This window comes from Mogibacterium pumilum, assembly GCF_002243385.1.
Lineage (GTDB): Bacteria > Bacillota > Clostridia > Peptostreptococcales > Anaerovoracaceae > Mogibacterium > Mogibacterium pumilum.
Genome location: NZ_CP016199.1, coordinates 203,075 through 217,302 on the forward strand (window position 1 = coordinate 203,075; position 14,228 = coordinate 217,302).

Annotated in this window: 15 protein-coding genes and 1 tRNA gene; 7 read left to right on the forward strand and 9 right to left on the reverse strand. The window is 42.1% G+C overall.

What is annotated here, in order from left to right:
• Nucleotides 1–431 (forward strand): phosphatidylglycerol lysyltransferase domain-containing protein (locus AXF17_RS01060; protein WP_157682615.1); only part of this gene is annotated, 431 nt, incomplete at its 5' end.
• A complete protein-coding gene (locus tag AXF17_RS01065) occupies nucleotides 421–1,470 on the forward strand; it encodes a GNAT family protein (RefSeq protein WP_094233415.1) in 1,050 nt (349 codons plus the stop codon). The genes AXF17_RS01060 and AXF17_RS01065, both read left to right, overlap by 11 nt.
• A gap of 476 nt (nucleotides 1,471–1,946) precedes the next feature.
• Here the strand turns inward: AXF17_RS01065 and AXF17_RS01070 are convergent, their stop codons facing one another.
• From AXF17_RS01070 to mscL, 8 genes are all read right to left on the reverse strand, one after another.
• A complete protein-coding gene (locus AXF17_RS01070) occupies nucleotides 1,947–2,354 on the reverse strand; it encodes a GNAT family N-acetyltransferase (protein WP_094233416.1) in 408 nt (135 codons plus the stop codon).
• A 109-nt stretch (nucleotides 2,355–2,463) separates the two neighbouring features.
• Nucleotides 2,464–2,958: a hypothetical protein gene (locus tag AXF17_RS01075; RefSeq protein ID WP_094233417.1), complete on the reverse strand. Its 495-nt coding sequence runs from the start codon at nucleotides 2,956–2,958 to the stop codon at nucleotides 2,464–2,466.
• 131 nt (nucleotides 2,959–3,089) lie between these two features.
• Nucleotides 3,090–3,776: a uracil-DNA glycosylase gene (locus tag AXF17_RS01080; protein WP_094233418.1), complete on the reverse strand. Its 687-nt coding sequence runs from the start codon at nucleotides 3,774–3,776 to the stop codon at nucleotides 3,090–3,092.
• Between the two features lie 20 nt (nucleotides 3,777–3,796).
• The gene (locus tag AXF17_RS01085) at nucleotides 3,797–4,360 is read right to left on the reverse strand and encodes a phosphatase PAP2 family protein (RefSeq protein WP_094233419.1); all 564 of its coding nucleotides are present in this window, start codon (nucleotides 4,358–4,360) and stop codon (nucleotides 3,797–3,799) included.
• Between the two features lie 92 nt (nucleotides 4,361–4,452).
• Nucleotides 4,453–5,625 carry an alanine racemase gene (gene alr, locus AXF17_RS01090; RefSeq protein ID WP_094233420.1) on the reverse strand — a complete coding sequence of 391 codons (1,173 nt, stop codon included), beginning with the start codon at nucleotides 5,623–5,625 and terminating at the stop codon, nucleotides 4,453–4,455.
• A gap of 143 nt (nucleotides 5,626–5,768) precedes the next feature.
• Nucleotides 5,769–7,046, reverse strand: a complete 1,278-nt coding sequence (locus AXF17_RS01095; protein WP_094233421.1) for an adenylosuccinate synthase — start codon at nucleotides 7,044–7,046, stop codon at nucleotides 5,769–5,771.
• Nucleotides 7,047–7,203: 157 nt separating this feature from the next.
• Complete coding sequence (locus AXF17_RS01100) at nucleotides 7,204–8,574, reverse strand: acetyl-CoA hydrolase/transferase family protein (RefSeq protein ID WP_094233422.1); 1,371 nt, start codon at nucleotides 8,572–8,574, stop codon at nucleotides 7,204–7,206.
• A 359-nt stretch (nucleotides 8,575–8,933) separates the two neighbouring features.
• Nucleotides 8,934–9,332, reverse strand: a complete 399-nt coding sequence (gene mscL, locus AXF17_RS01105; protein WP_094233423.1) for a large-conductance mechanosensitive channel protein MscL — start codon at nucleotides 9,330–9,332, stop codon at nucleotides 8,934–8,936.
• A gap of 476 nt (nucleotides 9,333–9,808) precedes the next feature.
• Between mscL and AXF17_RS01110 the strand changes: the two genes are divergently transcribed.
• Nucleotides 9,809–9,884, forward strand: a tRNA-Arg gene (locus AXF17_RS01110).
• 283 nt (nucleotides 9,885–10,167) lie between these two features.
• Here AXF17_RS01110 and AXF17_RS01120 read toward each other — a convergent pair.
• Entirely contained in the window at nucleotides 10,168–10,644 is a 477-nt protein-coding gene (locus tag AXF17_RS01120) for a hypothetical protein (protein WP_094233424.1), read from the reverse strand.
• Nucleotides 10,645–10,820: 176 nt separating this feature from the next.
• On the opposite strand from AXF17_RS01120, the gene AXF17_RS01125 reads away from it, so the two are divergent.
• From AXF17_RS01125 to AXF17_RS01140, 4 genes are all read left to right on the forward strand, one after another.
• Complete coding sequence (locus tag AXF17_RS01125; protein WP_094233425.1) at nucleotides 10,821–11,561, forward strand: hypothetical protein; 741 nt, start codon at nucleotides 10,821–10,823, stop codon at nucleotides 11,559–11,561.
• A gap of 261 nt (nucleotides 11,562–11,822) precedes the next feature.
• Nucleotides 11,823–12,053 carry a PadR family transcriptional regulator gene (locus AXF17_RS09775; protein WP_237049086.1) on the forward strand — a complete coding sequence of 77 codons (231 nt, stop codon included), beginning with the start codon at nucleotides 11,823–11,825 and terminating at the stop codon, nucleotides 12,051–12,053.
• The gene (locus tag AXF17_RS01135) at nucleotides 11,953–13,302 is read left to right on the forward strand and encodes a DUF2812 domain-containing protein (protein WP_094233427.1); all 1,350 of its coding nucleotides are present in this window, start codon (nucleotides 11,953–11,955) and stop codon (nucleotides 13,300–13,302) included. The genes AXF17_RS09775 and AXF17_RS01135 overlap by 101 nt, the downstream gene beginning before the upstream one ends.
• A gap of 50 nt (nucleotides 13,303–13,352) precedes the next feature.
• Nucleotides 13,353–14,228, forward strand: an 876-nt coding sequence (locus tag AXF17_RS01140; RefSeq protein ID WP_157682616.1) for a DUF2812 domain-containing protein, incomplete at its 3' end; no start/stop codon positions are given.

The window sequence follows — 14,228 nt, forward strand, 5'->3', positions numbered from 1 at the left end:
GGGAGTTCAAGCTCATCGAGGGTGGTTCAGATATTGATACTGCACGAGATTTTGTCACTGAATTCTACAAAGAAAAAGGCGACCCTGATCTCGTCAAAGAAGCTGGAGCTATCGAGCAGATGTTCGAGAACTTCGAAGCACTTGGATTCTTTGGAGGTCTACTCTATCAGAATGGATTACCAGTTGCATTTACCGCAGCTACTCAGCTGGACCAACTAACCATGGATGTGCATTTCGAAAAGGCTCTCCCAAGTATCGAGGGCGCATACACGATGATCAACCGTGAATTCGTGAGAGCGATTTCCGAGAGATTTCCTGATGTTGAATATGTTAACCGCGAGGAGGACATGGGAATCGAAGGTCTTCGCAAGGCTAAGGAGAGCTACCACCCAGATTTTCTACTCATGAAATATACGGCTTATGAAAAATAAATACATTATCAGACCTCGCGAGGCCTCTGACTTCAATGACTTTGTAGAGCTTCGCAGCAAGGTGTTCGGAGATGACAAAGATTTCATCAACTTTTTTGATAAATGCTTTCGAGATAACTACATAGACTTTCTAATACTAGAGGAGCAAGATGACAAGAATGTGCTAAAGGCGGCTCTCACCCAGTTTGATATGGGAAGGTTGATTGTGCCTGATAACAAAGACTCTGAAATAGCCGGAAAATCAATAGAGATGAGTTACGCAATCTGCACTGATCCTGCCGCTCGTGGCAAGGGCTACGGCTCTCATATCACGGTCTATGCCAGAGAGATTGCTGAGAGCAGTCGAAAGCTCTCGATGCTCTCCCCTGCTGAGCCTAACTTGATTGATTTTTATGAACCCCTCGAATATAAAAAATTCATGTACGCCGAACAAGCTGTTGTTAAGTTTACCGATAGGGAGATTTTCAACACATTTAATGGTATTTCCTCAAACTCTCATGATAATGACGGTATCTCTAATGCATTTTACGGTAATAATTCTCGTTCTGTTTGCAGCATTTGCAACAATTTTGATGTGACAAGTCTATGCATTGATTCGATAGCGGCAGAAAAGTACAACGAGTATAGAGAATATATTCTAAAAGATCGTACCCATATTAAATTATCACAAGGAGCCTTACAATTTGCATCGTCATCAACTATAGACGGTAAAGGTATGCTTCTAATTAGTGATAGTACTAGAGCTGAGCCACTTGGGATCGCATCGTGCTCAGTGAGTGAAAAGCCGGACTCACTTGATATCTCTGAACTTCTTACGTTCAACGAAGCTGGCGGAGATTTGAATCTTGGACTATTTCTCTGCAAAGCTTTGGCTATGAGATACAGAAAACATATATGTGAATATATGATGCCTAGCGATAAATACAGCAAAACTGCCACCGTGCTTGGATTAATATCTGCAAAATCAGATGACATAACTGCATTATATGATAGTTCATTGAATAAATATCCGCCATATATGGGTTTTACGTTTGGTTAATCACCAAGTAAAGCATGAAAAAGGACGTCTCTACAAACCGTAGATAACGTCCTTTTAATATACATCGTTTATTCTGTTCTGTTATTTTTCTCTCGCCCTATGGCTTCCACAGCAGCGCTTCCGTATTCCGATTGACTTTTGCCGCCGGTTTCAGCACCGTGTACATACCTACGAACAGGTTCAACTCTAATCGGCTTTTGTCACCTTCCTACGAACCGCTGCCGCACAATGAACTGTTGGCATTGGCTCGTCCTCCTTTACTTAATCTAGTCTTTCTTCAATCTTCCTTCTCTTCTTGGCTACATTCTACAACACCTAAGTATCATTTGCAATAGTTTTTTGTAAAATTTAACATCAAATTATGTTATTGTTTTATGTAAAACCACAACTTTTTTTGTATGTTTGTCAATCATACATCTTGTATAACGCTTTCAAAGCTTTACTATCTGGCTTTTGAAATAGATTTATGAGGCTATTTACTCTCTTATCATCACTGTTCTATAATCGGAATCCATATATTCGTATCCGAAAGTAAGAAACACAGGCTCATATTTCTTACTAGTCAAAACTAGAATTCTGCTATCATTAGGAGCTACCGCAAGCAAAAAGTCATCTATCTCCTTATACAGCTGCATATCAACACCGCTTCTTTCAAAATTCGGATCAACCATCACATCGGTAATCAGAAAATACATAGCTCCATCCCCAGACACTCTACCAAAGGCAATGAGTTCATCGTTGACGTAAAGTCCAACCATAAATAGTCCATCTCGTAGTGCTTTGATCACAGTCTTAGGATTCCGCTTGCGTTCCCCACACTTATTCATTAAATTGATCAGCTCAATAGGTAGCGTTCTGTTAATGCGAATATCTGCTTTAATCATAGTTTAATTCCTAGTTACTCGTTATGTAGATTTCACTCCGACGTATGCAGCGTACTATTTAGCTCATCATATAGTGTCCTATATTAAATCACTTATCTAAATAGATTACTTATTTAACCTCAAAAGCATCATCAACTACTTCTTCTGCTAATTCTTCAATTTCTTCCTCTACCGCAGCTTCACCAAGTTCTTCTGTCTCCACTGCAGCAGTCTCAACTTTTGCGGCTTCTTTAGCAGCCTTCTCCTCTGCCTTCATAGCCTTGGCCTCTGCTGCTTTTGCAGCTTTTTCAGCCTTCACTGCTGCGATAGCCTGCATTTCTTCATCGCTAATGTAATTCTCCGGATTGAGTTTCCTTACTTCAGTTAATATAACTGATGCTACAAATAGCAGAACAGCGAATACGATATAAGACAAGCTTTGATTTAAAATATAAGAGATTGCATCTCCGAAGTGCTCGCCGATTGATGAGCCAGTAGTATTGAAATAATTTCTAAGATATGTAATCGAATTAAAAATCGCATATAGAGCATATACAGATATGATTCCTGTGCATACGTAAATTCCAATAGTAACCTTTGACATCTTAAGCTTCTTGTTATTCATAATTCCAGCCTTTCATTAAATATAATTTATAAATTGCTTAATAATTCAATTAAAATATTAACATGTACCCATATGTCATATCATGAAATCCGCGTGGTTGTTATGTGAATGCTTCAATTAAATGCTCTCACCTAACGCACATCCCAGTTTACAGGAGTAACCCCATGTCTCTCTAGGAAATTGTTTGCACGAGAGAAGTATTTCCCGCCAAAAAATCCCCTATATGCCGAGAGAGGACTCGGATGTACACCAGCAATAACCAGATGGTTCTTGTTCGTGATGAGCGGCAGCTTCGACTTTGCGTTCGAACCCCATAACATGAAGACTAGTGGCTTCTCACGTTCATTTAGCTTGCTTATAACCGCATCAGTCAGCAATTCCCAACCCTTGTCACGGTGTGAATTAGCCTCATATTCCCTAACCGTCAGAGCAGTGTTGAGTAGAAGAACTCCCGACTCAGCCCAAGGAATCAGGCAGCCGTTATTCATCGGCGGTGGAGCAATTCCTAGGTCGGACTCTATCTCTTTAAAAATATTCACCAACGAAGGTGGTTGTTTAACGCCTTTCTGTACGGAAAAAGCCATGCCGTGAGCCTGCCCAACCTCGTGATACGGATCTTGTCCGAGAAGCAGCACCTTTACGTCATCATATGGAGTGTATCTGAAAGCCGTAAATATCTCATCACGCGGAGGGAACACGGTATGCGATGCGTATTCCTCATCGAGGAACTCCTCTAGCGCTCGGTAATACGGTTTCTCCAACTCTTCAGAGAGAATGACGTCCCAATCATTTCCAACCTTAAATCTGTCTGTACTCATATTTTCTCCTGCAACATTACTTATCTTCTGCGATGCTTCGCTGGGTGAAGTGCTTCTTGTCTTGTATCGTACACCTTGTATACGAGCCATGCCATAAGCGAGCCAACGATTGCTCCAGTCACAACATCACCTGGATAATGAACCCCTACATAAAGTCTTGAAAGTGCCATCAAGAGCGCTAGCAAGAGTATCGGGATTCCATACTTCTTGGGGCAATTCAGATATATGCACATCGCTGCAGCAAATGAGCTTGCCGAATGACCAGAGGGGAATGACGGATCACGTTGCTTCTCAATCAGCCTTTGTACATTATCAAATACCTCGTACGGGCGCATCCTATCGATTAGTTCCTTGATTAGAAGGTTATTTACAATATACATCAGAGCTAGCGATGCAAGCATCAATAGCCCATACTTCCTAGTACGTTTAAATATAAGCAGCAATATCGCTATCACTATCCACATCATTCCCGCATCACCGAGATGTGTATATATCTTGACTATAGGCGTCAGCGAGTCATGAATAGCAAAGCTCTGAAACTTGATGAGCAGCGATCCGTCAATATTTTGAATGGTCTCTAGCATTAGCCCCCCTCAAATCATCTTCCAGAATAAGTTTTATATTCTCATTCTCGCGATCAAATTCACAGCATATAGCACCACAGCACTACTCTGCCCTAAACGAGGTCATACGCCTCGCGCTCTCTGTCTATATATATCTTGTGAAGTCTCATGCCGAAGTCGCATAAAATCTCGTAGTTGATAGTTCCAAGCTTACCTGCGAGCTCTTCTGCAGAAACCTCTTCCTCACCGGAGCGACCCATAATCACGACTTCATCGCCTTTGAGAACTCCGGGTACGTCCGTAACGTCGACCATACACTGATCCATGCAAATGCTTCCTACGACTGGCACGCGATAACCATTTACAAGAACTTCCGCCTTGCCCGTAAGTGCCCTCGAGTATCCGTCAGCATAGCCGATAGAGATTGTTGCAATCTTGCTCTCCCTCTCCGTTATGAACTTGCGGCCGTAGCTGATTGAAGTCCCAGCGGGAACTTTCTTGATGTGTATGATATACGCTTTTACAGACATTACCGGTTTAAGATCCAGCCTCGTCTTATCTACCTCTTCAGATGGGTAGCAGCCATACATGATGATTCCTGGTCTTACCGCGTCAAAATGAGTCCTTGGATAGTCCATAATCGCAGCACTGTTGGCGATGCTCAACATCGAGATGTTGATGCCACAGCCTGAGAGCTCCTCGTAGAAGTCGTTGAATAGCGAAAGCTGCTTATTAGTATATGTCGAATCCGCTTCATCGGAAGTCGCAAAGTGCGAGACCATGCCATTTATGCGAAGTCCCTCGAGCTCGTCCATCTCCTCAATCTCAGTTCTCGCAAACTCCTTCTCGAGTGGAGTTTCTATCCTGTATCCGATTCTACCCATGCCTGAGTCAATGGCGATGAAGCAGTCGATTACCGCCCCTCTCTCAACTGCAATCTCGGATCTCTTCTTTGCTCTCTCGAGACCGCCGACCACAATTGTTAGGTTGTGCTCGATTATTATATCTGTGCAATCCTCTGGTACGAAGCCGAGGAGCAATATGCTTTCATTAAATCCTGCTTCACGCAGCACGAGAGCCTCTTCAATCGTGGCAACTGCGAAGCGTGTAACTCCATTTGCACGTAGGACCTTGGCACAGCGAACGCTGCCATGTCCATACGAATCGGCTTTTATAACGCCTATTATTTCGCTGTTACCTATTACTCTTTTGATTTCCTTGATGTTGTGATCTAGCGCCATAAGGTCAATTTCTACCCATGTCTGACGCATTGATTCCTTATACATTTTTTACCCCTTTAAGTATTTAGTTCCTGACAGCTAGGCCGTCAGGAACTGTCTCTGTCAGTAGGTTATACTTTTATAAATTGCAAGTTTCCCTTTCAGCTACAGGTTATTCCCCTGCAAACCGTAAGTCATATCCTTGTAAATTAGCGGATAATCAGTTCATCGCGCGCTGGTCCGTTTGAAACCATGGATACGCGAACGCCTATTTCCTCTTCGATTCTCTCGATGTAAGCCTTACATTCACTTGGCAGATCATCGTAGTTCTTGATTTCTCTGATATCTGTCTTCCAGCCTGGAAGAATCTCGTAAACGGGCTTAGCTTTCTCGAGCAGTGGTGTGTTAGGGAAGTCCTTTGTCACTTCTCCGTCTATCTCATAGCCGACACAGATCTTGAGTTCGTCAAGATATCCCAGCACGTCAACTACTGTGACCGCAACCTCTGTAGCTCCCTGCATCATGCAGCCGTATCTGGTTGCAACTGCATCGAACCAGCCGACTCTTCTAGGTCTACCTGTAGTTACTCCGAATTCTCCGCCATCTCCGCCGCGTCTACGAAGCTCGTCAGCCTCGTCTCCAAATAGTTCGCTGACAAAAGCTCCCGCACCAACGGCTGAAGAGTACGCCTTCACAACTGTAACGATTCTCTCGATTGCATAAGGTGGAAGTCCAGCACCAGTAGCACCGAATCCTGCAAGTGTCGACGACGATGTTACCATCGGATAAATACCGTGGTCAGTATCCTTGAGTGCTCCGAGCTGACCTTCCAAGAGGATGTTTTTGCCCGCACGAAACGCGTCGTTTAACACCTGCGAAGTATGAGCAACGTATGGTTTCAGTATCTCGGCATACTCCATTAGCTCTTCATAGATATCTTCCGGCTTAATCTGCGGCTTGTGATACAAGTTTTCGAACAGCACATTTTTGATGCTACACACGTTGTTAATCCTCTCCATCAGGACTTCCTTGTCCGCATAGAGATCAGCAACCTGAAAACCAATCTTAGCATACTTGTCAGAGAAGCACGGTGCGATGCCCGCCTTAGTCGAACCGAAAGAATGTCCAGCAAGCCTCTCCTCTTCATGCGCATCAAGCGCCATATGATACGACATTACTAGCTGCGCTCTGTCCGAAATGATAATCTTGCCATGCGGAACGCCTGCCTCCTCGATAGAGGCGAGTTCTTCGAAAACCTTCTTGGCGTTGACAGCAACTCCATTTCCCAGAACACTTACAGCATCTTTGTTAAAAATGCCTGATGGCATGAGGTGAAGTCCGAATTTACCGAACTCATTCTTGATAGTGTGTCCAGCGTTACTTCCGCCCTGAAATCTCACGATATAATCGGATTCCTGTGCGAGCACATCTGTGATCTTACCCTTACCTTCATCGCCCCAATTGGCACCTACAACTGCTGTGATCATAAAAACCTCCTTGTGCATTACGCTACTGCGCCTGTGCCACGACTTTATGACCCCGTCGGTCTGATCCATGAACCAACCTTCTGTAAAGCCCAGCTATTAAATTCCCTTTCCTGTACTAATAGTACTTCGAGATTATTAAATATGAATTAAATATACCTTAAATATATTCAATCTTACTTGTGTTACGCCAGATTCCCATCTTCTCTGCTTCCTGAATAAGCTCTTCTCTAAAATCAGGATGCGCCACGCTGATGAGACTCTCGGCTCTCTGCCATGTCGACTTTCCTTTGAGGTTGACTGCACCGTACTCAGTCACGACATAGTGTGTCGCTGTTCGCGGTGTAGTTATGATAGAACCCCTTGGCAGAGTCGGATGAATGAGGGATATGACCTCTCCATTTGATTTAGTTCTCGTCGAATGCGTGCACATGAAGCTCTTACCGTTCTTAGATAAGAATGCTCCGAGTACAAAGTCGAGCTGTCCGCCAGTTCCCGTAAGCTGTCTGAAGCCTGCACTCTCTGAACAAACCTGTCCGTAGAGGTCAACTCCAACGCAGCTATTAATCGAGATGAAATTATCTATCTGCGAAATAGTGTGAACGCTGTTAACGTAATCAACCGGTGCAGCACAGCAGATTGGGTTATCGTCGATAAAATCATACAGCGCCTTGCTACCGACAGCTGCCGTATACACGGTCAGTCCCTTATCTACCTTCTTGTTGTTGGTCAGCTTACCGGCATAATAGAGATTCATAAAAGAATCTACGATTACCTCGCTGTGACCACCTAGGTCACGGATGTCGGACTCTGCGAGCAGGCCGCCGATTGCATTTGGCACGGCTCCAATTCCGAGCTGCAGCGTACTTTCATTTCTAATGCGATCTACTATCGACTCGGCAATCCTTCTGTCCTCAGGGCTCGCTGGTGCCGCCTTGAACTCTGCGAGTTCAGGGCTCTCTCCCTCGATGATGTAGTTTACATCAGATATATTGATATGCGACTCGTACCCGAGCGCAATTGGCATCTTCTCGTTAACCTCAACGATGACAATCTTGGAATTTTTGATAATTCCGAGAAGGTCGGCATTAGTCGGTCCAAAATTAAAGTTACCGTACCTATCCATTGGTGCAACCTGGATGCAGCAGATATCAAATCCATTGCCCTCCTGTCCCCAATATAGCGGCTCTTCGTTGAATAGAATTGGAACGTACCAACAGTTTCCCGCATCCGCCATCATTCTGTCCATGCCTGTATAATGCGATGAATAAAATCTAACTGTGTCAACGTCTCTCGTCGCCTTGAAAGTCTCCAGGAGATCATTTCTCACGGCAACTTCAGTCTGAATCTCTAATCCGCGAAGGAGCGTATCGGTCTTGAGGCGTTTTCCAAGGGCTCTGTCCATATAGATGGAACTCCCGGTTCCCACGCCGAAGTGCAGCCTATAGTTACTCTTAACTAGGCTGGCAGCGAAATCCGCATCGATCAGCTTGGTTTTGTATTCACTCTGCACTTGACTGATATCGTACATATTCGTCCCTCCGTTTTCTTAAATTGTCACTATTTGTCACAGATTTTTTGTGGCAAAATGACAAAATCATTTTAGCCTATTTGTGGCTTTTTTTCAAGCTTTTAAGGGCGTTCGAGGCGCGTTCAAATCTTAATATTTGCTTATGTTTAAGTGTTGAATTAGAGAAGTTAACGGACGTAAACGACGTCTCGTATCATCGTCCCTACCCTACCGTCGTGTACTCGCGCATGAGAAAAGGACATGTGCTATGTCCATGTCCTTTGTTTTTAATAAATTAAGTTATCTTTTTAGCTTTTTTATACCTTTTATGGCTTCATGCCACCATCATATTTTGCAATCACCATAACTATATGTACGAACTAGTCGCGCTTTGATAGAAGGTCTCTGATCTCTGTGAGGAGTTCAACCTCTGGTGTCGGCGTAGCTGGTTCTTCTGCAGCTTCCTTATCCTGCTTTTTATTAGCCTTACTGATAGCCTTAATCATTAGGAATACAGTCAATGCAATCAGCAAGAAGTTAATTATTGCCTGAATGAATACCCCGTAATTAATTGCTGCACTTCCAAAAGAAACCTTTAAGCCAGAGAAATCAATCCCTCCAATAATAACACCGACAATTGGCATGATAATATCATTAACCAGTGAAGTTATGATTGCCGTAAAGGCTGAGCCTATTATGATACCTACGGCCATGTCAAGTACATTTCCGCGAGAAATAAATTCTTTGAATTCTGCTATTAATCCCTTTGTCTCTTTCATTTTACCTTTTGCCCCTTTCAATATTGAACTAATAAACACTTCTTGAGTTCATGTTGCGTCTTCATAACGTACAATTATATTTAGCTACATAATGGATTACACTATAAATAGTTTCAGGTCAAGTGTTTTGGGTGAATTAATTGAAACAGATTTAATGGCATATAGACAAATTGCTGTGTCCACATGTTGTTCACACATATATCACTACATTTAGTTCATCCTCTCACTTATAAGCATATCTCATTTCGAAGAATATAATTATCTTTCTTTATATAACTACCACGACTCCCCCGTTTGTTATGTAGATATGACAATTCAAAAATATAAGTCTTATCGATAAATCCCTCCGCCTTGAACTACACACGATTCAGTGATATTATAATTAAGCTTGTGTTTAATGCTGATGATTGTAGTTAATCAGAGATTTATCCGGGATTACGTTCACAGGAGGCGTCATTCACAAGCGCCCAACCCATGTCTCGATAGCTCAGGGGACAGAGCACCGCTCTCCTAAAGCGGGTGTCGGAGGTTCGAATCCTCTTCGGGACACCACCTCAAAACACTGCAATTCTAACGAGTTGCGGTGTTTTTCTTTTTTGTCACATCAAGCTTTATTGTCGTGATTTGACTTATTTTGCCCCCGTTGGTGTTGCACCTAATGTTGCACCAATTGCACGTAATCGTTATATTTAAACAACTAACAACTACATATACCAGTTAGAAATCATCTGAAGATAAGATACATAACTCCACAAATCACTGCAGTGATTAATGCAGCAACAATCACTGATATGATTTTCTGATATGGGCGTTTTGCACTTTCTTCAAGTTTCTTTTACATTGTCGTATAGTGCTCGAGCACAGCCGCTGCAGCGCCTTTCGAACTAGACTCAACTACAGTTCCCAAAAGCTCTTTAATCACCTTGAAATTGCCCGTGGCATTTCTCTTCCAATCTGCGAACTCAGGACCGAGAATGTAGTCCTGATATTCCAGACTTTCTTCGGGTTTTCCTTCAAGCCTTTCAATAAGCCCTTTATCTCTCATAACTCTTACGACAGTTTTGACTTCATCATCTTTCGAATAGAATAACTCGGGTACCAGAGTCACTTTCTTGCGAATTGCATCTGCAACGAACAGATATAAGCAGAACTCCTTATCGACACATCTCTTGTCAGGGATATAAACAGGCACGGTGTCATCTGGTATCTGGAACTGACCTTTGTTCTTCTTGATCCCATAGTATTCGCAGATGCCGTCTACTTCCCTCTTCGTTAAGTTATACTTCATTTGAAACTGTTTCTTTGTAAGCATATTTATCACCTAATTTCTGAAACTTAATCTGTCACTATAATAGCACAGGAGCATATACTGCAAGACTTGTTTTTCGGTATAATAATCGTCAATTTCTCGTTACTACTCGCATCTGGTATAATAGCTAACATATGACGTAATTTAAATCTACTAAACTATGTTAAAAAAAGGTAATCATGATTGAACTTAGAAATGATTCATCGGTAACATACAACTACGACGAGTGGCTCGAGTTTTTCCGTGAAAACGACAAGCACCGGCTGCATATAGATTTCTCTCAAGAAGCAACTCTATCTGATGAAACCAAAGCACTGATACTGCCTTCTATTTCTGCGTTTCAAATAGGCGAGCACAGCGACGGAATTCATCTTCTCAAGGCGGCAGAAGCATTCGCAAGCTTGTTCGACGAGAATATATATCCCGATGTCATGAAGCTATTTATCAAGGAGGAGAATTTCCATTCTTCTTACCTTGGCGAATTCATGCGCTTTCATAATTTACCACTACGCAAAAGTAATTTTCTCGATAGGACATTTAGCCGTCTCCGTAAACGTGGCGATATCCGCTCTGAGGTCGTAACTCTTGTAACTGCAGAAATTGTCGCTCTCTCGTATTACTCAGCCCTTAGTGATGCTACGGACTCTCCAGCATTAAAGAGAATTTGTGCTCAGATGCTTCATGACGAGCTACCTCACGTGATTTTTCAGTCCTATACCATTGGGTATTTTAAGCAGAGCAGATGGCTAAATTTCAAAAGGCGCTTCCTCATGCGAGCGACTACTCGCGCCGTCTGGACTGCATACGGGAACGTGTTTCGTGCATCAGGTTGGACTTATGATAGATTCAGGCAGGAAAATATCGGATACCTCAAGCAGTCTGAGGATATAGCACGTTATACATCTAGGAGCTCCACCTAGGAAATCTTGCGATAGACGTAATTAAAATCATTTGTATGAACGACAAACATGTACTTTTTTAGTACATGCTATTATTTTGTATAAATATTATTGACAATATCGTATTACGATATTATATTTTAGCTAGAAATATCGATTAACGATATTAGGAATCTTACAGCAAATTTGATCAATGGGGTGGTGCTATATATGGCCAAAAAATCATTGGAACCATTAACCGAGCCGATGTTCTACATATTGCTCTGTTTCCACCACTCAGATATGTGTGGAACGGAGATATCGAGTTATGTAAATGACCTAACGGATGGTCGAGTCAAGCTCGGACCGGGTACTCTGTATTCACTTCTCTCACTTTTTCAAGCGGAGGATTTAATCAAGAAGTTACCACCAGATGGCAGAAGAATTTCTTACAGTATTACAGAGCGTGGCGAGCAGCTATATCAGGATGAAATCCGCAGATTGGAAGCGTGCCTTAGTGATGCACGGAGGTGAAGTTATGAGCGATAAGATTAAACAGAAGACTTGTTATTTTGATCTTTCAGACATATACCAGGAACAGAATTGGCTCGAGGATATGGCTAAGAAGGGGTTGCTTCTCACATATACTGGATACTTTATATACGACTTTGAATATGGCGAACCAGTCGAGAGAAGGTATCGAATTCTGCCTGAGAAAAGAAAGAAAATCGAGCAGGAAGAGCTGGATATATATGAGTCATGTGGATGGACATGTGTGCGTGGAACGCATGCAACAACTGTGTTCTATACAGATGATCAGAGTGCCCCTGAGCCTTTTACAGATGCCATTTCTGAACGAAAGTATTATGTGAAGAGGATAGGCCTTGCCCTTATTACATCGACATTAATGACATTTACAATACTGATGAATATAATGCTCAATGCGAAGGGGTATATATTCAATCCAGTTGACTTATATTATCAGATAGCTGATAAACCATCACCAATTATTTTCATATACTTAGTAATGATGCCAACTTTAGCTTTGTTCTGCCTGATGATTATCTCTAAATATGCAACTTTTGTATGGCGGCTAAAAAGAGGTTCTTATAATAGGGTGAAAGGTTTTAAGGCTAGGCTTTTTGCCAATATGATATTTACCAATGTAATGATTATGTTAATGGTAGGGATGTTTGCGTACACGGTATTTGCGCCAGATAGACATACTACAACAAGCAGCTTTAAGGAGGCATTGGCCTATAAGGATGCTGAGCTTGTAAGGTTTTCCGAATTTGACCCAGCCACATGGGATGAAGTTCGGGCGAATATGACCGTAAAAAATGATAATAAGGATGTTGATAATCCCGCCATAACATACGAGACAAGTTACGACCGTAATGTCATGATGATAAAGATGTCTTCAGAAGACCTCGAGGTTTATTCCAGAATCGACAAAGATGGTGTATCTGAGCCAAAGCTCATGTATCAGGTTCAGCTATACAAAGCTAAATCAGCAAAAATTGCCGCACACTTTATGCCATCTAATATGGAAGAAGAGCTATACTATAACGACTTCGCCATATCGAACAAGCGCATCCAAAATATGCAGTTTAAATACAAGGGGCTCGATTATGCGGCATATATCGTAGCTTCTGAAAAAGATGAGGCTCCATTCTATAAACAGATGCTTTTCCTCAGAAAGGGAAATAAATATGTCGTTGTTGCATACAGTGGACCTATCGACCTGAAGTCGAAGGTTGGGCTGTTTGCATCGAAGATGTAGCTGTATATCATTTCACTGTTACCACATAGTACTCAATATGGGGGGTAATCATGGATAAGAAAACGAAATTAAAATATGATCCTTTCGGCGTAGTTGATATGTTCTATAAGCAGAACTGGCTTGAATATCAGGCAAGAAAAGGACTTCTCCTCGCTAACGACAATCTATTTACTTGCAGATTCAATGTTGATGAGCCAAGAGATAGACGATATCGCGTCTTGCCATACAAGCACAGCAAGACGACGCAGGAGGAGCTTGATTTATATGCTTCTTGTGGCTGGCATCTGATATACGGTTCTGGTTCAGTGATGATATTCTACACGGATGATCCGGATGCCCCAGAGCCATTTACAGACGTACAGAGTCAACATAAATACTATAGGAAGAGCTTGATTACTAATTTTATTTTTATGCTAATTATTTTTGCAGAATTATTTTTTAGCATCAGTCGAAGTGTACAAGGATTCACTATATCACCTTCAGCACTTCTCTACAGCAGTGCTGATCAACCGCTTTCATCTATTGTTATTAATTTTGTGGGATTACCGTTGGCGCTTTTGTTCTATTTTCAATATATGTTCACTTATATCAGTATACTGAATAGGAACAGAAAGAAGGATTTTTATGGGGCTTCGGGATTCAGATTGAAATACTATGTCAATGCGACGTTTATTATAACTTTAATCGTCCTAGTCCTATGGAGTATCATTGACATCCCTAGGACAGTAGATATCTCATCATCTGGTGACTTTACCCAAGCTCTTAAGTATAAAGGCAACGAAATTGTTCGCTTCTCGGAATTTGACCCGGATACATGGAAAACGGTTGAAAAGCAGATTGAGAACTATGATGATGAAAATAGTAAAACAGACATTATTTTCGAAATAGATCAAGATAAAAGCTTCATGATTCCTAGAATGGTATCG

Excerpts from the sequence above, each read along its gene's own strand:
- AXF17_RS01065 (WP_094233415.1), top strand. The coding sequence starts at position 421 with ATGAAAAATAAATACATTATCAGACCTCGCGAGGCCTCTGACTTCAAT.
- AXF17_RS01075 (WP_094233417.1), bottom strand. The coding sequence starts at position 2,958 with ATGAATAACAAGAAGCTTAAGATGTCAAAGGTTACTATTGGAATTTAC.
- alr (WP_094233420.1), bottom strand. The coding sequence starts at position 5,625 with ATGTATAAGGAATCAATGCGTCAGACATGGGTAGAAATTGACCTTATG.
- AXF17_RS01100 (WP_094233422.1), bottom strand. The coding sequence starts at position 8,574 with ATGTACGATATCAGTCAAGTGCAGAGTGAATACAAAACCAAGCTGATC.
- AXF17_RS01125 (WP_094233425.1), top strand. The coding sequence starts at position 10,821 with ATGATTGAACTTAGAAATGATTCATCGGTAACATACAACTACGACGAG.
- AXF17_RS09775 (WP_237049086.1), top strand. The coding sequence starts at position 11,823 with ATGTGTGGAACGGAGATATCGAGTTATGTAAATGACCTAACGGATGGT.
- AXF17_RS01080 (WP_094233418.1), bottom strand. The coding sequence starts at position 3,776 with ATGAGTACAGACAGATTTAAGGTTGGAAATGATTGGGACGTCATTCTC.
- AXF17_RS01135 (WP_094233427.1), top strand. The coding sequence starts at position 11,953 with ATGGCAGAAGAATTTCTTACAGTATTACAGAGCGTGGCGAGCAGCTAT.
- mscL (WP_094233423.1), bottom strand. The coding sequence starts at position 9,332 with ATGAAAGAGACAAAGGGATTAATAGCAGAATTCAAAGAATTTATTTCT.
- AXF17_RS01085 (WP_094233419.1), bottom strand. The coding sequence starts at position 4,360 with ATGCTAGAGACCATTCAAAATATTGACGGATCGCTGCTCATCAAGTTT.
- AXF17_RS01120 (WP_094233424.1), bottom strand. The coding sequence starts at position 10,644 with ATGCTTACAAAGAAACAGTTTCAAATGAAGTATAACTTAACGAAGAGG.
- AXF17_RS01095 (WP_094233421.1), bottom strand. The coding sequence starts at position 7,046 with ATGATCACAGCAGTTGTAGGTGCCAATTGGGGCGATGAAGGTAAGGGT.
- AXF17_RS01070 (WP_094233416.1), bottom strand. The coding sequence starts at position 2,354 with ATGATTAAAGCAGATATTCGCATTAACAGAACGCTACCTATTGAGCTG.